The following is an 18,428-nucleotide window of genomic DNA, read 5'->3' on the forward strand; positions in this document are numbered from 1 at the left end:
GCATTGCTACGGCATCGGTACACCCCGCCCGATGTTGGCTGGCACGAACAGTCTCGCCGGCAGGTCTCCTGGCTGGCAGGTCGTGGTCCGCCGCGGCCTTCCCGGTCGAACCAGTGGCGTGGAGCGCAGGCGGACTCGCTGCATACAGTTGCGGGGGCAGCCACAGCGGCACTGTGTTCCCTCTTCGGCCCCGAAGGGCACCGGCGGCTGTATTATGCCTTTTTTCGAACAGCACAACGAGGCTGGACGCTTTGATCGGCGTGGCACAGCGCATTATTTGAAGACACAGAACGAGGATGGATGCATGCCGGCGTGGCTGACGGTGGTGGGCATAGGCGACGACGGCTTCGCCGGTTTGGGAAGGCCCGCGCGGCGTGCTTTGCTGGAAGCATTAGTGGTGTACGGCGGCGAACGCCATCTGGCGATGCTGCCCGCGCGCCTCACTGCGCGCCGTGCCGCGTGGCCGCGTCCGTTCGATCTCGCGCCGCTGCTCGCCGAGCGCGGTGGCGCCGTGTGCGTGCTGGCGAGCGGCGACCCGATGCTGTTCGGCGTCGGCGCGACGCTCGCGCGGCAATTGCCGGCGGGGGAGTTGCGGGTGCTGCCCGCGCCCTCGTCGTTGTCGCTCGCGGCCGCGCGCCTCGGCTGGCCGTTGCAGGACATCGCGACGGTGTCGCTGGTGGGCCGGCCGTTGTCCACGCTGAACGCGCATCTGCACGACGGCGCGCGCGTGTTCGTGCTGAGCGCGGACGGCCGCACTCCCGCGGCGCTCGCAGAACTACTGAATGCACGCGGTTTCGGGGCGACCCGCATGAGCGTGCTGGAACACCTGGGCGGCGAGTTGGAACGGCGCATCGACGGCCGCGCGGATCAGTGGTCCGCGGGCGAGGTGGCCGCGCTGAACCTGATCGCGCTCGACTGCCGTGCCACTGAAGGCGCGCCGCGTCTGCCGCTGACCTGCGGTTTGCCCGACGACGCCTTTCGCCACGACGGCCAGTTGACCAAGCGCGACGTGCGCGCGATCACGCTCGCGCGCCTCGCGCCCACGCCGGGCGAATTGCTGTGGGACGTGGGCGCGGGCAGCGGCTCGATCGGTATCGAATGGATGCGCGCGCATGCCACCTGCCGCGCGATCGCTATTGAAGGACACGCGGAGCGGCAACGCTTTATCGAACACAATCGCGACGCGTTGGGCGTGCCGGGACTGCAACTCGTGGCGGGCCGCGCACCTGAAGCGCTGCAGGGGTTGCCGGTGCCGGACGCCGTGTTCATCGGCGGCGGCGTGACGGCGCCGGGCGTGCTGGAGGCTTGCTGGGCCAGTCTGCGCGAAGGCGGCCGGCTGGTCGCCAATGCGGTCACGTTGCAAGGCGAGGCGGCGTTGGCGGCATGGCGCGAGCGGCATGGCGGGACGTTGACACGGATCGCGTTGGCGGATGCGCAACCGCTCGGCGGTTTCGATACGTGGCGGCAGGCGTTGCCGATTACGCTGTTGGAGGTGACGAAGCCGGTCGGGGGCGGGGACGTGAACGCCGCTGGAACCGCTAACGCGATTGACGCCGCGACTGCCGAGAGTTTCACGAACGCTACCAACGTTAAGACCGGCACGAACGCCAAGAACGACGCGAACGCCGTGAGCTCCACGAGTGTCACGAACGAAGCGAAAGCTACGAAAGGCACAAGCACCACCAACACCGACTTACCGCAAAAACCCTGATGCGCGAAGAAACGCCCGAACACCCCGCGCCGCTGCGTAGCGGCTACACGACCGGCAGTTGCGCCACCGCGACGTCGCTGGCGGCGGCGCGTCTGTTGCTCGCGGGTGTCGTCAGCGAGGTCGCCGAGATCGTGTTGCCGAAGGGCCAGCATGTGCCAATGCCGCTGGTGTTCTGCCGCCTGATCGACAACGGCAGCGGCGGCGCCGAAGCCGGCACCGTCAAGGACGCCGGCGACGATCCAGACGTCACGCACGGCGCGGTCGTCTTCGCTCGCGTGCGCCTCGTCGCCGAACCGGGCGTGATATTTCGCGCGGGGCCGGGCGTCGGCATGGTGACGCGCGCGGGATTGACGCTGCCGGTCGGCGAACCCGCCATCAACCCGGTGCCGCGCAGAATGATGACCGAGCATCTCGCCGAACTCGCGGCGGAGCATGCGTATGGCGGCGGCTTCGAAGTGACGATCGGCGTGGAAGGCGGCGAAGCGCTCGCGCTGAAAACGATGAACCCGCGCCTCGGCATTCTCGGCGGGTTGTCGATCCTCGGCACCACCGGTATCGTGCGGCCCTTCTCGTGCTCGGCGTATATCGCGTCGATCCATCAGGGCATCGACGTCGCGCGCGCGAACGGCTACACGCATCTCGCCGCCTGCACCGGCAACGCGAGCGAGGACGCAATGCGCGCGCATTACGGCCTGCCGGATATCGCATTGATCGAAATGGGCGACTTCGTCGGCGCGGTGCTCAAGCATATGAAGCGCGCGCCCGTCGAGCGCCTGAGCGTGTGCGGCGGCTTCGGCAAGCTCAGCAAGCTGGCGGCGGGTCATCTCGATCTGCATAGCCGCAATTCGAGCATCGACCTCGAACGGCTCGCGCAATGGGCCGCCGAACTGGGTGCCGACGACGCGCTTCAGGCTGCGATCCGTGCGGCCAACACAAGTCAGCAGGCGGTTGCGCTGGCGCGCGCGCAGCAGGTGCCGCTCGGCGATATCGTCTGCCGGCATGCGCTGGCGGTGGCGCGCGAGATCGTGCCGCCGCAGGTCAACGTCGAAATGTTCGCGATCGACCGCCAGGGCTTGCTGATCGGGGCCGCGCAATGAAGCGGATTCTGCTGCTCGGCGGCACCGGCGACGCGCTGCGGATCGCGCGGCAACTCGGCGCTAAGCACGTGTATAGTCTCGCCGGCCTCGGCAAGGTGCCAGACGATCTGGCGTGCACGGTGCGCGTGGGCGGCTTCGGCGGCAGCGAAGGCATGGCACGCTGCATCGAAAGCGAAGGCATGGGTCTCGTGATCGACGCGACACATCCCTATGCCGCGCAAATCAGCGCGAATGCGGCGCAGGCGAGCCGCGCCATGCGCGTGCCGTATTGGGCGCTCCGCCGCCCGGCCTGGCAGCCGCAAGCCGGCGACGACTGGCGCATGGTCGGCAACTGGAACGAGCTCACGGATGCGCTCGCGCCGTTCAGAAAGCCGCTCTTCACGCTCGGCCGCGAGCCGCTCGCGCATCTCGACGAGATTCCCCCGCATCAGTTCTGGATCGTGCGTTGTCTCGAAGCACACGCAGACACGCCACGTGCGCGGATACTCGCGGCGCGCGGTCCGTTCACGCTCGAAGGCGAGCGCGCGTTGTTCGCGCTGCAAGCATTCGACGTGGTCGTCAGTAAAAACAGCGGCGGCAACGCAACCGAGGCGAAACTCGAAGTCGCGCGTGAACGCGGTTTGCCAGTCGTGATGCTGCGCCGTCCCGAGTTACCGGCCGCGGAGCGGGAATTCGAAAGCGTTTCAGATCTGCTCGACGCGCTGCAAGCCGTAGCCTGAATCGCGCATGCATGCCATGCCGCCTCAACGAATCATGGAGTAGTGAATGACGGTGTTTTTTATCGGTGCGGGTCCCGGCGACCCGGAACTGATCACGGTAAAAGGGCAGCGCCTCGTGCGCAGCTGTCCGGTGATCCTGTACGCGGGTTCGCTCGTGCCGGCCGCGGTGCTCGAAGGTCACGCGGCGCAGCAGGTCGTCAACACCGCCGAGCTCGACCTCGATCAGATCATCGCGTTGCTCGCGGCCGCGCATGCCAAAGGCCAGGATGTGGCGCGCGTGCATTCCGGCGATCCGTCCTTGTACGGCGCGATCGGCGAACAGATCCGCAGACTGCGCGAACTGAAGATTCCCTACGAGATCGTGCCGGGTGTCACCGCTACGGCGGCAAGCGCGGCGGCGCTCGGTTGCGAACTCACGCTGCCCGACGTTTCGCAGACGCTGATCCTCACGCGCTTCGCGAGCAAAACCAGCATGCCCGAAGGCGAACAACTGGCCGACCTCGCCCGCCATCGCGCGACGATGGCGATTCACCTCGGCGTGCGGCACCTTGCGCGCATCGTCGACGAATTGCGGCCGCATTACGGCGGCGCATGTCCGATCGCGGTGATCTATCGCGCGAGCTGGCCGGACGAGGAGAAGATCACCGGCACGCTCGACGACATCGTCAGCAAGGTGCAGTCGACATCCATCGAGCGGACCGCGTTGATTCTGGTCGGACAGGTGCTCGCCGCGGAAGGCTTCGCGGACTCCACGCTGTACGCGAAAGACTGAACCTGTCTACGTGAAAAAACCCATCCGCGCGACACAAAACAGCGCACGGATGGGCGATCAACGCCAGATCAGCGGCCGATCCTCTTACGCCGTCAATGCATCCGGCTGCCTCGCCGCCAGCTTCGCACGCAATGCCTTGGCGGCCCGAACCATATTCGTCAGCGCCGCTTCCGTTTCCGGCCAGCCGCGCGTCTTCAGCCCGCAATCCGGATTGACCCACAGGCGTTCGGCCGGAATCACTTCGCACGCGCGTTCCAGCAGACGTTGCATGGCTTGCGCGTCCGGCACGCGCGGCGAGTGGATATCGTAGACACCCGGGCCGATTTCGTTCGGATACGCGAAGGCGCCGAAGCCGTCGAGCAGTTCCATCGCCGAGCGCGAGGTTTCGATGGTGATCACGTCGGCATCCATCGCGGCGATCGACGGCAGAATGTCGTTGAACTCCGAATAGCACATATGCGTATGAATCTGCGTTTGATCGGCGACGCCCGCTGCGGAAATGCGGAACACACGCGTGGCCCATTCCAGATAGGCGGCCCAATCGGCGCGACGCAACGGCAAGCCTTCGCGGAAAGCCGGTTCGTCGATCTGGATGATGCGAATGCCGGCCTTTTCCAGATCCACGACCTCGTCGCGGATCGCGAGCGCGAGTTGCAGCGCGGTGCTCGAGCGCGGCTGGTCGTCACGCACGAACGACCATTGCAGCATCGTCACCGGGCCGGTCAGCATGCCTTTCATCAGCTGCTGCGTGAGCGATTGCGCGTAACGCGTGGTCTCGACCGTCATCGGTTCGGGACGGTAGACATCGCCGTAGATGATCGGCGGTTTCACGCAGCGCGAGCCGTAGCTCTGCACCCAGCCGTTTTCCGTGAACGCATAGCCCCACAACTGTTCGCCGAAATATTCGACCATGTCGTTGCGTTCGGCTTCGCCATGCACCAGCACGTCGAGACCTAACTCTTCCTGTTTGCGAACGGCGATCTCGATCTCGGCGCGCATGCGCTGCAGATAGTCGAGCGCGCGCAGTTCGCCGCGTTTGTAAGCGGCACGCGCCTGGCGGATCGCCGGCGTTTGCGGGAACGAGCCGATCGTGGTGGTCGGCAGGAGCGGCAGGCCGAGCGCTTCGCGCTGCAGACGATTGCGTTCGGCAAACGGGCTTTGCCGTTCGGCCATCGCGCTGCTCACCGCGGCCACGCGCTTTTGCACGAGCGCGTTGACCACTGCGCTGGAGTGGCGGCGCGCTTCGAGCGCGCGGTCAGTGGCGGCAAGCGTCGCTTCGGCTGCCGCGGGATCGCGCAAGGCGAGGGCGAGCGTGGCGACTTCGTCGAGCTTCTCGGTGGCGAAGGCGAGCCAGGATTTCAGATCGGCGTCGAGTTTTTTCTCCGCGTCGAGCGAGACCGGCACATGCAGCAACGAGCACGACGACGAAATCCACAGCCGTTCGCCGAACTCCGCATGCAATGCCTGCAACGATTCGACGATCTCGCCGAGGTCCGCGCGCCAGATATTGCGGCCATCGATCACACCGGCCGACAACACCGCGTGCGCGGGCAAGGCCGCGCGCCACGCGTCGAGTTGCTGCGGGGCGCGCACCAGGTCGAGATGCACGCCGGCGACCGGCAGCGCGGCCACACGCGGCGCGTGCTCCGCGGCGCTTTCGAAGTACGTGGCCAACAGCACTTTCACACCCGACGTGCCGAGCACGTCATACGCGGCGGAAAACGCGTCGAGCCATTCGGCGGGCAGATCGACGCACAAGGCCGGCTCGTCCAACTGCACCCATTCGATGCCGCGCTGCTTGAGCTTGTCCAGCAGACGGCTGTAGCGGATCACGAGCTTCGGCAGCAACGACAAGCGGTCGAAACCGGCGACATGGCTCTTCGACAGCCACAGGTAAGTGATCGGGCCGATCAATACCGGCTTGACCGGCAGATTCAGCGTGAGCGCTTCATCGATCTCCTCGAACAGCCACTCGACGCCGCCGTCGAAACTCGTCTGCGGGCCCAGTTCGGGGACGAGGTAGTGGTAGTTCGTGTCGAACCATTTGGTCATTTCCATCGCCGGTTGCGCGGCGTTGCCGCGCGCGAGCTCGTAGTACTGGGCGAGCGACAGCGCCTTCGGATCGAAGCCGAAACGCTGCGGCAATGCGCCGAGCAGCGCGCTCAGATTGAGCATCTGGTCGTAGTAGGCGAAGTCGCCGACGGTGACGAAATCCAGCCTGGCATCCTGCTGCGAGTGCCAATGACGGGCGCGCAGTTCGCGCGCGACGCCACGCAGATACTGTTCGTCGGATTCGCCGCGCCAGAACGATTCCTGCGCGAATTTCAGTTCGCGCTGCGCGCCGATGCGAGGAAAGCCGGGAATATGCGTGCGGGCCATGTGAAGTCCTGTTGTTCGTTGTGTGAATTGGCGCCCAGTGTGAAAGTCACGCTATGATTCATCAAGCGACATGTTTTCACCAATGTATGAGCCAGATTCATATCCAACCTGTTTCGTTCAACGCGGAGCCATCCCATGCTTGAGCTTCGCCACTTGCGTTCGCTGATTGCCATTGCCGAGTCGGGCAAGCTGGTGGCGGCCGCCGAGCGCGTGCATCTGAGCCAGTCGGCGCTCTCGCATCAGATTCGCGATATCGAGGCGCACTACGAGGTGTCGCTGTTCGAGCGCACCAAACAGGGCTTGCGCTTTACCGCCGCCGGCGAGCGGCTGCTGGCGCTCGGCCGCGAGACGATCGCGGCGGTGAGTGCGGCGGAGCGCGATCTCGTGCGTCTGAAGGGCGACACGCGCGGCGAGTTGCGCATCGTGCTGGAATGCCATACCTGCTTCGACTGGCTGATGCCGGTGATGGACGAGTTCCGCCGGCGCTGGCCGGAAGTCGAAGTGGATCTGGTCGCCGGCTTCCACGCGGACCCGTTGCGCTTGCTGAGCGACGGCAAGGCCGATGTGGTGATCGGCTCGAAACCGGCCACGCGGCGCAGCCTGCATATCGCGCCGCTATTTCGCTTCGAGATCCTGGTGGTGATGGCCAACGAGCATCGGCTGCGCAACAAGCGCCGGGTGGTGTCGGACGATCTGCGCGACGAGACGTTGATTACCTATCCGGTGCCCGAGGCGCGCATCGATCTGATTCGCCAGGTGCTGGAGCCGGCCGGTATCAAACTCGAACGGCGCACGGCGGAGCTGACCATCGCCATCATGCAACTGGTGGCGAGCCGCCGCGGGATCGCGGCGCTGCCGAACTGGGGCGTGAAAAATTACGTCGACCACGATTACGTGCTGGCCAAACGCGTCGGCACACAGGGACTGTGGAGCGAGCTGTACGCGGTGGCCGCGAAAGGCTTCGCGAGCCGGCCTTATTTCGATGATTTCGTCACGATCGTGCGCGATACCTGCGCGGCGCAACTCGACGGCATCGAGTTGCTCACGGCGGAAGGCCAGGCGGCCTGACGGCCGCCCGGTCACTTCAGCGGTACATCACGAACCCGATTTCAGCTGCGCCCACAAGCGGCCTTCCAGACGCTTGATCTGCGCGGGCAAGGGCTTGAGCAGAAACAACGTTTTCAGCACGGGCTCAGGCGGATACACGGTCGGGTCGTTGAGAATTTCCGGCCGCACGAATTTGCGCGCGGCGGCATCCGCGTTCGGGTAGAACACGGTGTTGGTAATGTCGGCGTGCACTTCGGGGCGCTCGATCACGCGCCGCCTAAAATTTCGCAAGCTCTGCACCGTCTTGCGGCAGCGACGCCGCTATCCTAGCGCCATGATGAAGCCCAGCACCGAACGTGACTACCGCCGACGGATCGCCCGCGTGGTCGAGGCGATTCTGCTCGAACCCGGCGCGCACCACACGCTGGAGAGCCTCGCCGCGGTGGCGCATCTGTCGCCGTTTCATTTTCATCGCGTCTACCGCGCGCTGACGGGCGAGAGCGTCGTGGAGACCGTGCAACGCCTGCGGCTTGCGCAAGCGGCGCAACGGTTGACCGATGCCGCCGCGTCGGTCACCACGGTCGCGCACGATGCCGGCTACAACAGCCCGCAGGCTTTCGCGCGGGCGTTTCGCGGCTTCACCGGTGTTTCGCCGAGCGAGTTCAAGGCGCGCCAGAAACGTCTGGCGGCGCCACGTACGGGCAGGTCGGCGGACGCACCGCTCTCCGCGTCACGGAACAACGCCCCGGCTCCGGCGTTGCCTGCCGTCGAACTCACGGAGATCGCGCCGTTCGACGTGCTCAGTCTTCTGCATGACGGGCCGGTCGCTACCATCGGCCAGACCTTTCGCACGCTCATGACGATGCTGCATTGCGACGAAACCGCGGCGATGGATCAGCGCGTGGGCATCTGCGTGCGCGATCCCGCGGTAAAGGACAGCTTCAGCTATCGCGCGGCGATTGTCACGGGGCCGCATGCCGCGGCCGTCGAGATGGACGACGCCGTCGAACCCTTGCGGCTCGAAGGCGGACTGTATGCGGTGCATCGGCTGATCGGCCCGTATGCGCTGATCTCGCCGACCTTTCGCGCACTTTACGGCGGCTGGCTGCCGCAGAGCGGCTTTCTGCGCGACCGGCGTCCCGCGCTCGAGTTGTATCGCAGTCCACTGGTCGCCGGTTTGCAGCAGACGTGCGTGACCGACCTGATGATTCCAATCCGCAAGGACTGACCATGTTTCGTGTGAGCTGTGCCGTCATCGCCAGGCTGACGTGTGCGGCGGCGTTGTGCTGGGCGGGTGCCGCGTCGGCGGATCAGGCCGACTTGCATGTGGGCGAGACGACGCGGGTGTTTCATCCCGCCGTAGCCCGCAATTGGCGCGGGGCGAAGACCGAGGCGCTGGTGACGCGGATCTGGTATCCGGTCGATATGTCGGCGCCGCAGACGCCGCGCGAGATCGGCGCGCCCGGTCATCCGATTTTTCACGGCCACGCCGCCGCCGACGATGCGCCGCTCTCCACCGCGCGCACAAGCTACCCGTTGCTGGTGCTCTCGCACGGCACGGGCGGCACCGCGGACAGTCTCGACTGGCTGGCCGCGGCGCTCGCCGCGCAAGGCTATATCGTGGCCGGCACCAATCATCCGGGTAACACCGCTGCGGCGCCGCTGACCCGCGACGGCTTCATGCTCTGGTGGGAGCGCGCCACCGACGCGAGCGAAGTGCTCGACGGCGTGCTCGCCGATCCGATGCTCGGCCGGCATGTGGACCGCGAGCGGATCGGCGCGGTGGGGTTCTCGCTGGGCGGTTACACGGTGCTCGAACTGGCGGGCGCGCGGACCAATCTGCAGGCGTTCGAGCGCTTCTGCACGTCACCCCAGGCCGACGCCATCTGCCATCCACCAGAGGCGGCGCGGATAAGCGACGCATCGGGCGCGGCGCCCTTGACGCTCGACGATCTTTCGCCGCAAACCAGGGCGTCGCGCGCACGGTCCGGCGCATCGTATCGCGATCCACGCGTTAAAGCCGTGTTCGCCATTGCGCCCGCGCTCGGTGAAGCCTTCGACAGCGCCTCGTTCGCCGACGTGACGATTCCAGTCTCGCTGCTCGCGGGCGAGGCCGACGTCACCGCGCCCGTGGCCACCAACATTCACCGCATCGCGGGCTTGATGCCCAATGCGCATGTCGAGATGGTGCCGGGCGCGTCGCACTACACATTCCTGGATACGTGTCTCGCCGATGTGGTCGCGCATCTCGCGGGCATCTGCGAGGACGGGCCGGGCGTCGATCGTGATGCGGTGCATGCGCTGGCTGCTGATCGGGCGATCCGCTTTTTCGCGGCGACGTTGCGCGCGCGCTGACGCTGGCAACAGCGCCGTCGCGCTATCGAACCGAGCGTGGCAGCGCGCAGTGCGGCGCCGCGCTCACCACGCATGTCAATCCTCTAGCGGCGACAACGCCTCGAGCGGCATCTTCTTCTCCGCCCCGATGCTGATCGACGGCACGAACAACAGCAGCGCGACCACGAAGATCGCGATGACGAAGAGCGAGATGAACGTGAGGTGCAGCGACTGATGCAGTACCGCGCGGATCATGTCGCTCTCGCCGAGTTTGACGGCCTGATTCTGCAGCAGCGCCCTCAACTGATCCGAGGTGACCACGGCCGCGCCATTCGAATGACTAAGCCCGAAGTTGAGCACCGCGCCGAACAGCGTCGCGCCCAACGTGCTGCCGAGATTGCGCGAGAAGAGGTTCGACGCGGTGGCGCTGCCGCGCTCGTCCATGCCGACGATCTCCTGAATCAGCACCAGCGAACTGACGCTCGACGTGCCCATGCCGAAGCCCATGATGAGCGAACCGAACGCGGCGACGAGCGGCGAGCCGCCGGGCGACAGAAACAGCAGCAGCACCGCGCCGAGCGGAATGAACGTGCTGCCGCCGATCAGAATGCGCCGCAAGCCGAGGCGATGAAACGACTTCGCTGCGAACGTGGCGCCGGTCGGCCAGCCCACCATCATCATCGTCAGCGCGAGGCCGGCGATCACCGGCGAGCGATGCAGCACGCCCTGCACGTACATTGGCAGGAACGTGGTGGCACCCATCAGGATCATGCCGGACAGCAAGGTCGAGCCGTTGCAGGCGGCGATCGGCCGGCGGCTCCACAGCGCGAAGGAGATCATCGGTTCAGCCGCGCGGCGCTCCTGCCACACGAACAGCAGCACGCACAGCACGAAGGCTCCGCCCGCCATCAAGGCTTGCGCGACCTGGTCGTCGCCGGCGTAAGTGAGCGCCATCATGAGCGCGGCGATTGCCGCCATGAACAGCGCCGCACCGCCGAAATCGATCGAAGGGCGCGCATGCCGTTCCGATTCGCGCAGGAACGCGATGAAGCCCGCCGCGGAGGCGAGCCCGATCGGCACGTTCATCCAGAAGATCCAGGCCCACGACATGTTGTGAATGATGAAGCCGCCGACCATCGGACCCACCACCGCCGAAATTGCCCAGACGCTCGCGAGATAGCCTTGCACCTTGCCGCGTTCGCGCGCGGGATAGAGGTCGGCGACGATGGTCAGCGTGACCGGCTGGATCGCGCCCGCGCCGACGCCCTGAATCAGACGGAACGCGATCATCGCCGGCATCGACCAGGCAAAGCCGGCCAGCACCGAGCCGATCAGAAAGATCGCGATGCCGGCCAGCACGATCGGCTTGCGGCCATACAGGTCGGCGAGTTTGCCGAAGACCACGGTCATCGCGGTCTGGGTGAGCAGGAACGACGAGAAGACCCAGCTATACAGATGCAGATCGCCGAGTTGCGCGACGATCTGAGGCATGGCGGTGGAAACGATGGTGGCTTCGATGGCGACCATCGCCATGGACGCCATCACGGCGGCAATGACGAGAGGACGCGACGATTGCGGGTTGCGGGACATGGGCCAGGAGTTAGTATTAGGATATAAGGCACGTCGGGCGGCGTGGCCAAAAGCGGGCACACCGTGACGCATCAGCACGACCGTACGAGGACGGCCGGTGTCGAGTATGCACCCTGCTGAGAATGTGCGCTGACCCTCGGCGGCCTTGCGGACCACGCCGCCTTGGCACAGCGTTTGCGCGTTCGAAGCTTTCTTTCGACAAATGGAGGGTCATCATGAGGATCGAATTCACCGGACGCCGTGAAGTCGTAGCAGCGGCACGCGTCGCCTTCGAAGCCAATGTCGACGGGGCCGACGTCTGGTGTAGCGTGTCGCTGGATGCGCTGAACGACCATTTCGGCAACGACGGCCCATCGGCCCACAACCTTGTCAATACCTTCGAGGCGAATCGCACGCGGATTGAAAACGCTACACGCCGGGTCCTCGAAAAAAACGGGGGACAGTCCGTGGAACTCGAGACTGGCGATTTCAACAGGGCCTGAGCGGCCCGGTTTCTGATTGACGATGAGTCCGGCGCGCGCGCCGGGCTCGTAAGCCACTAGACGGTTGTTGTTCACACGCAACCCGTTCACGCCGCGCACACCCATCGCCGCGCGTCTTTACCTTCAAAAACACCTCGTCAAAGCGCAGCGCATCGCGATTGCTGCGTTTAGATGACCGATTCTTCCAGATTCCATAAAGGACTGCTCCAGGCCACGGGCATTCGTTTCCGATGCCCGCGTTTCTATACTCGCGTCGCTGTTCAACCTGACATTTCAGCTACGCAGGAGCATTGACGTGAAAAAGATTTCCGCCGCGGTCGCGGCGTTCGCAGGACTCGCCGCCGCCACCGCGCATGCGCAAAGTTCGGTCACGCTGTACGGCCTCATCGACGCCGGCGTGATGTACACCAACAACGTGAAGAAGGGCAACTCGCAGGGTGCGCTGGTTCAGGCGACGAGCGGCAACATCAACGGCAGCCGCTTCGGCTTGCGCGGCGCCGAGGATCTCGGCGGCGCAATGCAGGCGATCTTCGTGCTGGAGAACGGCTACAACGTGCAGAACGGCAAGCTCGGCCAGAATAACCGGCTGTTCGGCCGTCAGGCATTCGTCGGCTTGAGCAGCAAGCAGTACGGCACGTTCACGCTCGGCCGCCAGTACGACTCGCTGGTCGACTTCGTCGCGCCGCTCTCGGGCACGGCGGGCACCTTCGGCGATACCGGGTTCGCGCATCCGTTCGACAACGACAATCTGAACCACTCGGTGCGCATGAGCAACGCCGTGAAATACACGAGCGCGAATTATGCCGGTCTGAAGTTCGGCGGGATGTATGCGTTTTCGAACAACACGGACTTTGCGGTCAATCGTGCCTATAGCGCCGGCGTGAGCTATGCCAACGGTCCGTTCAAGGCGGCTGCAGGCTATTTGCAGATCAACGGTTCGAACTCGACTACCAATACGGCCGGCGCGGTCGATCTCGGCGAATCCGCGGCCAACGGCACGGGCGGCTTCCAGCTCGGCGCCGATGTGCAACGCACTGCCGGCGCCGCGTTGAGCTATGGCTTCGGTCCCGTGACGGCCGGCTTCGTCTATACGCATAGCCAGTTCCAGAACACCGCGTCGTTCGGCGCCACGCATGGTTCGATGCGCTTCGACAACTACGAGGTGAACGGCAAGTACAGCGTGACGCCGGCGCTGAGTCTCGGCGCGGCCTACACGTATACGAACGCGCATGTGAGCGGCACGTCGAGCTTCGGCTCCGATCCGAAATGGAATCAGGTGAACCTGCAGGCCGTCTATGCGCTGTCGCTGCGCACCGACGTGTATGCCGAAGCGATGTACCAGCACGTGAGCGGCAAGGGCTACACCGCGTTTATCAACACGGCGGGCGGTGCGTCGTCGACGGGCAATCAGGTGGTCGGCACGGTGGGGATCCGCACGCGCTTCTAAGCGTGATTTCTCCAGATTCAGGAACAATCCCTTCGACGGGCGGCCATTATTCTCTGAGGAATCGGCGCCTATATTGAGTTCACTGGTTGCACGGAGAGTGATTCGAAGTGTCGCTGACCATCAATTCCCGGAGGTTGTTTCCATCATGAAGTCCCTGATCAAGGCCGTCGTTATCGTTGCATCGCTGGCTGCTTCGGCCACCGTATTCGCCCAATCGAATTCCCCCATCACGCGCGAGCAGGTGCGCGCGGAACTGGTTCAACTGCAGCAGGCCGGCTATCACGTCGGCGACGGCGATCAGACGCGTTATCCGGAAGCGATTCAGGCCGCGCAAGCGCGCGTCGCCGCGCGCAACGGCGAGACCAGCGGTTATGGCGGCAGCGTGGTGGGTTCGTCGCAAAGCGGCCGCCCGGCTGTGTCCGCAGCGGACTGGAACGCAATGTACAGCCGCTGATTCGACTGGCCCGACGCAGTGTGTGTTGGGCCACGTTGGAAAGGACTCTTCCAGCGCGGCGTATAGATAGGCTTCGTCGGTATCGGTAAAGTAGTCATGCACGCACGGTTTCCGGTGTGCGAGCGAGAGAGTTGGCCCCGGCTGGTAACAGCCGGGGCTTTTTTTTGTGCTTCAGTGAGGCATGAAGATGCCGTGATGAAGGGGCCTCGTTGCTGCTCGCGCCTGCAGGTTCGTCGAGTTCGTGGTTGCGGCTGCGGTATAGTCGCGCGAATAGATCGCCTGCGTGCTCCCGGCTTTCGTATTGTCGCGGGCACCGCAGGCTCATTCTTTGATTTATCTGGAGAACAACCGTGCAGGAAATCATCGAAGGCTTCATCCGCTTTCAACGAGAAGTCTTTCCGCAGCAGAGCGCATTGTTCAAGCGTTTGTCGATGGCGCAAAGTCCCAGTACGCTTTTCGTGACGTGCTCGGACAGCCGTGTCGTGCCGGAGTTGCTGACGCAGACCGAGCCGGGTTCGCTGTTCGTGATCCGCAATGCGGGCAACATCGTGCCGTCTTATGGTCCGGAGCCGGGCGGCGTGTCGGCGACCGTCGAGTACGCGGTGGCCGTATTGGGTGTTCGCGATATCGTGATTTGCGGCCACTCGAATTGCGGCGCGATGACGGCGATCTCGACGTGCAAAAACCTCGACCATCTGCCGGCGGTGGCGGGTTGGCTGCGTCACGCGGATGCGGCCAAGGCCATCAACGCATCACGCACTTACCATTCGGACGCGGAGTGTCTCGAAGCCCTGGTCAAAGACAACGTGATTGCGCAACTTGCGAACATTCGCACGCATCCGTCGGTGGCAGTCGGGCTCGCGAACAAAACGCTGCGGCTGCACGGCTGGATCTTCGATATCGAAAGCGGTGCGATGCTCGCGCTCGACGGACCTACCGGCAAGTTTTTGCCGCTGGCGGACAACCCGGACATTTACGCCGTCTAGCTTGATGTTTGAACGTGAGAGGCGCACGATGAGGCGTCGCGTGCGCGACCAACTTTCACGGCTCATGCCGGTTCGAACGGTACCGCTGGGGCGTTGCTCATGACATAGGAGGCGAGCCATGTGCGGCCGTCATCTGGCTTCCCCCATGCGGCGCAATCTGCTGCTGGCTGGTGCGTCGTCGATCACGCTGGCGGGTTTGTCGCGGCACGTTGCCGTGGCGGCGCAGCCCGCGTCCGGCAATGCGCCGAATTCGATTCCACCAGCTGAAGCGCTCGACCGCCTGATGCAGGGCAACGCCCGCTACGCCGCGAATACCCCTTCAAACAAGGACTATTCCGCTGACCGCGCGGCGCGTGTCTCGGCGCAGTATCCGATTGCCGCCATCGTCGGCTGCGCGGATTCGCGGGTCGCGCCGGAGCTCGCCTTCGATCAGGGTCCGGGCGATCTGTTCGTGGTGCGCGTGGCAGGCAATTTCGTCAACGACGATATTCTCGCGAGCCTCGAGTATGGCGTCGAGATTCTCGGCGTGCCGCTTATCATGGTGCTCGGGCACACGCAGTGTGGCGCGGTAACCGCCACGGTCAAGGCGCTGAAGGACGGAACGCGTTTGCCCGGCCATCTGCCGGAACTGGTCCGCGCGCTCAAACCCGCCGTGCAAATGGCGAAAGTGGGCCACGGCGAGGATCTCGTCGAGCAAGCCACGATCGAAAACGTCAAGTTGAATACCAACCGGCTGATCGTATCCAGACCGCTCATCGGGCCATACGTGAAGAGCGGCAGGGTCAAGATTGTCGGCGGCGTTTACGATCTGGCGACGGGCAAGGTCACGCTGCTCTGACGCCCTTCTCGCTCGTCAGCCGCTGAAGCAGCGAAACGCGAGGCTGATGCGCGGCTCCGTCATGCCCGCAAGTTTGGGAATGCCGTGCTCATGGGTAAATTGCGACGCATAGCTCATGACAAGGCAACTGCCGGCCTCCAGTTCGACGTGCACGATTCGTCCGGCACCGGCACCGGCACCGGCACCGGCACCAGCCTTAGGCCGGATCGACATGCGCCGGGTCGCGCCGAGCGAGACGATGGCAATCGGCTGAGCAGGCACGAGCTTCTCTGTCTTGTCGCTGTGAAGCGCGACGCTGTCGCTGCCGTCGCGATAGAGATTGAGACCGACGCGATTGAACGGCGCGCCCACGAGCGCGCGCACGGCTTCGAATGCTTCGCCCAACGGCGCGGGCAGATCGTCTGCTTCGCGCGCGAAGGTGGCGAGCAGGCGCGGCACGGCGACCTCGCGCTCGTACATCATGCGCTGCTGACTGAGCCAGCCGACATTGCGCAGCGCCGCCTCGAACCACGCCTGGGCCGTGTCGGCCGGGATCGACTCCGGCAGATAGCGGATGCCGCCTTCCTCGTCATGGAGGAGAGCGACGGGCTCGGGCGCGAATAGGGCTTGCTGGGACACCATGATTCCGACGTGGGCTGGGCGCCGCCGGTCAGAAAACGAAGGGCGGCTCGGGCAAATCATTATACTGTGTTTTTATACAGTATTCATGACCTGCCACGACCGCACGACCGCCCTCCGTGCAGCTTCATTCGCCTGAGCTATACAGGTCGAGCAGCTTGAGCGTCACGCCATTGGTCCAGCCGAAGCCATCCTGCAACGGATATTCGCCACCGCCGCCGCCGCCCGTTCCCGCGCCTTCCACCACGTATTTCTCGACCAGTTTCTGATCGGACGCATAGACGCCTTTGACGTCGGTGAGAAAGCGCGTGCCGATCTGTTGCGCGAGCGCGTCCTGGCCATAACGCTTCAAGCCCTGAATCGCCGCCCAGTGCAGCGGCGCCCAGCCGTTTGGCGCGTCCCATTGTTGCGTCGTGTTGTAGGTCGTCGTGACGAGGCCGCCGGGTTGCAGCAAGGTCGACTGCACCTGTTTCGCCGTCTTCAGCGCGCGATCCGGCCACGCCGCGCCGACGAACAGCGGAAACACCATCGCCGCGGTCTTGTTGTCGCGCGGTTTGGCGAGCTGCCAGTCATAGTCGCCGTAATAGCCGTTGGGATTCCACAGATAGCGGTTGATGCCGAGCGCACGCTTCGCGGCGCGTTGCGCGAATTCGCCGACGCAGCGGAAATCCCGCGTCTCGCCGCAACCCTTGGCGATGGTGATCTCGAGGTGGAACATCAGGCTGTTCAGGTCGACCGGAATGATCGACGTGGTGCGCACCGTCGCGAGCGTCATGTTGTCGCCGAACCAGCGCGAGCTGAAATCCCAGCCGCTTTCGGCGGTCGCCCGCAATTCGCGGTAGACGTCGTTCGGATTGCGGCCGCTCGCCTGTTTCGCGGTCTGGATGTCCTCCAGATACGATTCGTCGCGCGGCGTGTCGAGCTCATCCCAGTAGCGGTTGAGCACCGTGCGATCCGGCATCACGACGACGTTGCGCGTGGCCGAGCCGGGTTGCGTGGTGTTCTCGCCTTGCATCCAGTACGCGTATTCCTTGCGCAACGCGGGCAGATACTTCTGGTAGACGCCGTGGCCTTCCACCTTCGCGGCGAGTTCCACCATGTGCGAGAAAAACGGCGGCTGTGAACGGTCGAGGTAGTACGTGCGATTGCCGTTTGGAATGTGGCCGAAGGTTTTGATCTCGTACGCGAAGTTGTCGAGCATGTCGTCGACGAGATTTTCGTTGCCCGATTCCTGCAGCCCCAGCATCGTGAAATAGGTATCCCAGTAGTAGCCTTCGCGGAACCGGCCGCCCGGCACCACATACGGTTTCGGCAACGGGATCAACGAGCTGTTCGGTGGCGCGCTCGTGGTGGTGCGGGTCAGCGCGGGCCATAGCCAGTTGATGTGTTCACGCAGCGTCTGGTTGGCGGGCGGCGTGATGACCGGCTCGCTCGGCGGCGTGAAGTACTGGTTGACGAAGTTCGCCAGCGAAAAACCGGCAGTGTTCTTCTGCTGCTCGTATAACTGCACGATCGTGGCGGGATCGGCGTTCGGCGTTGCATCGACGAAGGTCTTCTGGTCCGGATAGATCTGCGCGGTTTGCACGGCCACGAAGAGGTCGCCGTAGAGTTTGTCGGGCGCGGGCGGAAGCGTGCCGCCGACCTGGGTGTCGGCGTGGCAGACGCCGGCGAGACTGATCAGGAAAACGAAGCTTGAAGCGGCCGCTATGCGGTGCAGCCTGATGGATTCAGTAGTGCGGAAAGAGGTGCGAGATGCGATGTCGGCGCGTCCGAAGCTGCGCAATTGCGATGACTCAATCATGTCTCCTCCAGAGGAATGGACAACAGGATTGGTCTGCCTCGCGCCCACGGTTTCTTCTAGGGATGACCAGGGCGTGGCTAGCATCGCACAAATTACGGGGCGTTACAAACGGCTATGCAAACGGCATGCGCGAGATGCGCATGCCGCTGCGCT

Annotated in this window: 16 protein-coding genes, 1 pseudogene and 1 riboswitch; of the genes and pseudogenes, 12 read left to right on the plus strand and 5 right to left on the minus strand. The window is 64.6% G+C overall.

Features of this window, described 5'->3' with window-relative positions; all coding sequences use genetic code 11:
• Positions 1 to 41: 41 nt before the first annotated feature.
• A riboswitch (cobalamin riboswitch) is annotated at positions 42 to 220 on the minus strand.
• An 84-nt stretch (positions 221 to 304) separates the two neighbouring features.
• From cbiE to cobM, 4 genes are read left to right on the plus strand one after another with little or no spacing between them, the layout of a single operon-like run.
• Positions 305 to 1,711, plus strand: coding sequence for a precorrin-6y C5,15-methyltransferase (decarboxylating) subunit CbiE (cbiE, locus tag ACQKRQ_RS05815; protein WP_427475650.1), 1,407 nt, complete (start codon positions 305 to 307; stop codon positions 1,709 to 1,711).
• A complete protein-coding gene (locus ACQKRQ_RS05820) occupies positions 1,711 to 2,808 on the plus strand; it encodes a cobalt-precorrin-5B (C(1))-methyltransferase (RefSeq protein WP_427475652.1) in 1,098 nt (365 codons plus the stop codon). The genes cbiE and ACQKRQ_RS05820 overlap by 1 nt, the downstream gene beginning before the upstream one ends.
• The gene (locus ACQKRQ_RS05825) at positions 2,805 to 3,527 is read left to right on the plus strand and encodes a cobalt-precorrin-6A reductase (RefSeq protein WP_427475654.1); all 723 of its coding nucleotides are present in this window, start codon (positions 2,805 to 2,807) and stop codon (positions 3,525 to 3,527) included. The genes ACQKRQ_RS05820 and ACQKRQ_RS05825 overlap by 4 nt, the downstream gene beginning before the upstream one ends.
• 46 nt (positions 3,528 to 3,573) lie before the next feature.
• Positions 3,574 to 4,299, plus strand: a complete 726-nt coding sequence (gene cobM, locus ACQKRQ_RS05830; RefSeq protein ID WP_132377327.1) for a precorrin-4 C(11)-methyltransferase — start codon at positions 3,574 to 3,576, stop codon at positions 4,297 to 4,299.
• An 84-nt stretch (positions 4,300 to 4,383) separates the two neighbouring features.
• Here the strand turns inward: cobM and metE are convergent, their stop codons facing one another.
• On the minus strand, positions 4,384 to 6,678 hold the full coding sequence (metE, locus tag ACQKRQ_RS05835; protein ID WP_427475656.1) for a 5-methyltetrahydropteroyltriglutamate--homocysteine S-methyltransferase: 2,295 nt from the start codon (positions 6,676 to 6,678) through the stop codon (positions 4,384 to 4,386).
• Positions 6,679 to 6,813: 135 nt separating this feature from the next.
• Between metE and ACQKRQ_RS05840 the strand changes: the two genes are divergently transcribed.
• Positions 6,814 to 7,746, plus strand: a complete 933-nt coding sequence (locus tag ACQKRQ_RS05840; RefSeq protein WP_132377325.1) for a LysR family transcriptional regulator — start codon at positions 6,814 to 6,816, stop codon at positions 7,744 to 7,746.
• Between the two features lie 27 nt (positions 7,747 to 7,773).
• Here ACQKRQ_RS05840 and ACQKRQ_RS05845 read toward each other — a convergent pair.
• A pseudogene (locus ACQKRQ_RS05845) lies at positions 7,774 to 7,992 on the minus strand (polyamine ABC transporter substrate-binding protein); the annotation flags it as partial.
• Between the two features lie 67 nt (positions 7,993 to 8,059).
• Between ACQKRQ_RS05845 and ACQKRQ_RS05850 the strand changes: the two are divergent.
• Both ACQKRQ_RS05850 and ACQKRQ_RS05855 read left to right on the plus strand, forming a co-directional pair.
• On the plus strand, positions 8,060 to 8,953 hold the full coding sequence (locus ACQKRQ_RS05850; protein ID WP_427475658.1) for an AraC family transcriptional regulator: 894 nt from the start codon (positions 8,060 to 8,062) through the stop codon (positions 8,951 to 8,953).
• Between the two features lie 2 nt (positions 8,954 to 8,955).
• A complete protein-coding gene (locus ACQKRQ_RS05855; RefSeq protein ID WP_427475660.1) occupies positions 8,956 to 10,080 on the plus strand; it encodes an alpha/beta hydrolase family protein in 1,125 nt (374 codons plus the stop codon).
• Positions 10,081 to 10,155: 75 nt separating this feature from the next.
• Here ACQKRQ_RS05855 and ACQKRQ_RS05860 read toward each other — a convergent pair whose 3' ends face one another.
• Complete coding sequence (locus tag ACQKRQ_RS05860) at positions 10,156 to 11,649, minus strand: MDR family MFS transporter (RefSeq protein ID WP_427475662.1); 1,494 nt, start codon at positions 11,647 to 11,649, stop codon at positions 10,156 to 10,158.
• Positions 11,650 to 11,864: 215 nt separating this feature from the next.
• Between ACQKRQ_RS05860 and ACQKRQ_RS05865 the strand changes: the two genes are divergently transcribed.
• From ACQKRQ_RS05865 to ACQKRQ_RS05885, 5 genes are all read left to right on the plus strand, one after another.
• On the plus strand, positions 11,865 to 12,131 hold the full coding sequence (locus tag ACQKRQ_RS05865) for a DUF1488 domain-containing protein (protein ID WP_132377321.1): 267 nt from the start codon (positions 11,865 to 11,867) through the stop codon (positions 12,129 to 12,131).
• 295 nt (positions 12,132 to 12,426) lie between these two features.
• Positions 12,427 to 13,578: a porin gene (locus ACQKRQ_RS05870; protein ID WP_427475665.1), complete on the plus strand. Its 1,152-nt coding sequence runs from the start codon at positions 12,427 to 12,429 to the stop codon at positions 13,576 to 13,578.
• 145 nt (positions 13,579 to 13,723) lie between these two features.
• A complete protein-coding gene (locus ACQKRQ_RS05875) occupies positions 13,724 to 14,032 on the plus strand; it encodes a DUF4148 domain-containing protein (RefSeq protein ID WP_427475667.1) in 309 nt (102 codons plus the stop codon).
• 350 nt (positions 14,033 to 14,382) lie between these two features.
• Positions 14,383 to 15,018 (plus strand): carbonic anhydrase, encoded by a 636-nt coding sequence (locus ACQKRQ_RS05880; protein ID WP_132377318.1) that lies wholly within the window; start codon positions 14,383 to 14,385, stop codon positions 15,016 to 15,018.
• A 118-nt stretch (positions 15,019 to 15,136) separates the two neighbouring features.
• The gene (locus tag ACQKRQ_RS05885) at positions 15,137 to 15,856 is read left to right on the plus strand and encodes a carbonic anhydrase (protein ID WP_427475669.1); all 720 of its coding nucleotides are present in this window, start codon (positions 15,137 to 15,139) and stop codon (positions 15,854 to 15,856) included.
• A 15-nt stretch (positions 15,857 to 15,871) separates the two neighbouring features.
• On the opposite strand, the gene ACQKRQ_RS05890 is transcribed toward ACQKRQ_RS05885, so the two are convergent.
• Positions 15,872 to 16,477 carry an alpha-ketoglutarate-dependent dioxygenase AlkB gene (locus ACQKRQ_RS05890; RefSeq protein ID WP_427475671.1) on the minus strand — a complete coding sequence of 202 codons (606 nt, stop codon included), beginning with the start codon at positions 16,475 to 16,477 and terminating at the stop codon, positions 15,872 to 15,874.
• A 124-nt stretch (positions 16,478 to 16,601) separates the two neighbouring features.
• A complete protein-coding gene (gene treA / locus ACQKRQ_RS05895; RefSeq protein WP_427475672.1) occupies positions 16,602 to 18,275 on the minus strand; it encodes an alpha,alpha-trehalase TreA in 1,674 nt (557 codons plus the stop codon).
• Positions 18,276 to 18,428 lie beyond the last annotated feature (153 nt).

Origin of the sequence: Paraburkholderia sp. NPDC080076, assembly GCF_050281145.1 — a bacterium.
Lineage (GTDB): Bacteria > Pseudomonadota > Gammaproteobacteria > Burkholderiales > Burkholderiaceae > Paraburkholderia.

Excerpts from the sequence above, each read along its gene's own strand:
- cbiE (WP_427475650.1), top strand. The coding sequence starts at position 305 with ATGCCGGCGTGGCTGACGGTGGTGGGCATAGGCGACGACGGCTTCGCC.
- ACQKRQ_RS05820 (WP_427475652.1), top strand. The coding sequence starts at position 1,711 with ATGCGCGAAGAAACGCCCGAACACCCCGCGCCGCTGCGTAGCGGCTAC.
- ACQKRQ_RS05825 (WP_427475654.1), top strand. The coding sequence starts at position 2,805 with ATGAAGCGGATTCTGCTGCTCGGCGGCACCGGCGACGCGCTGCGGATC.
- cobM (WP_132377327.1), top strand. The coding sequence starts at position 3,574 with ATGACGGTGTTTTTTATCGGTGCGGGTCCCGGCGACCCGGAACTGATC.
- metE (WP_427475656.1), bottom strand. The coding sequence starts at position 6,678 with ATGGCCCGCACGCATATTCCCGGCTTTCCTCGCATCGGCGCGCAGCGC.
- ACQKRQ_RS05840 (WP_132377325.1), top strand. The coding sequence starts at position 6,814 with ATGCTTGAGCTTCGCCACTTGCGTTCGCTGATTGCCATTGCCGAGTCG.
- ACQKRQ_RS05850 (WP_427475658.1), top strand. The coding sequence starts at position 8,060 with ATGATGAAGCCCAGCACCGAACGTGACTACCGCCGACGGATCGCCCGC.
- ACQKRQ_RS05855 (WP_427475660.1), top strand. The coding sequence starts at position 8,956 with ATGTTTCGTGTGAGCTGTGCCGTCATCGCCAGGCTGACGTGTGCGGCG.
- ACQKRQ_RS05860 (WP_427475662.1), bottom strand. The coding sequence starts at position 11,649 with ATGTCCCGCAACCCGCAATCGTCGCGTCCTCTCGTCATTGCCGCCGTG.
- ACQKRQ_RS05865 (WP_132377321.1), top strand. The coding sequence starts at position 11,865 with ATGAGGATCGAATTCACCGGACGCCGTGAAGTCGTAGCAGCGGCACGC.
- ACQKRQ_RS05875 (WP_427475667.1), top strand. The coding sequence starts at position 13,724 with ATGAAGTCCCTGATCAAGGCCGTCGTTATCGTTGCATCGCTGGCTGCT.
- ACQKRQ_RS05885 (WP_427475669.1), top strand. The coding sequence starts at position 15,137 with ATGTGCGGCCGTCATCTGGCTTCCCCCATGCGGCGCAATCTGCTGCTG.
- ACQKRQ_RS05890 (WP_427475671.1), bottom strand. The coding sequence starts at position 16,477 with ATGGTGTCCCAGCAAGCCCTATTCGCGCCCGAGCCCGTCGCTCTCCTC.
- treA (WP_427475672.1), bottom strand. The coding sequence starts at position 18,275 with ATGATTGAGTCATCGCAATTGCGCAGCTTCGGACGCGCCGACATCGCA.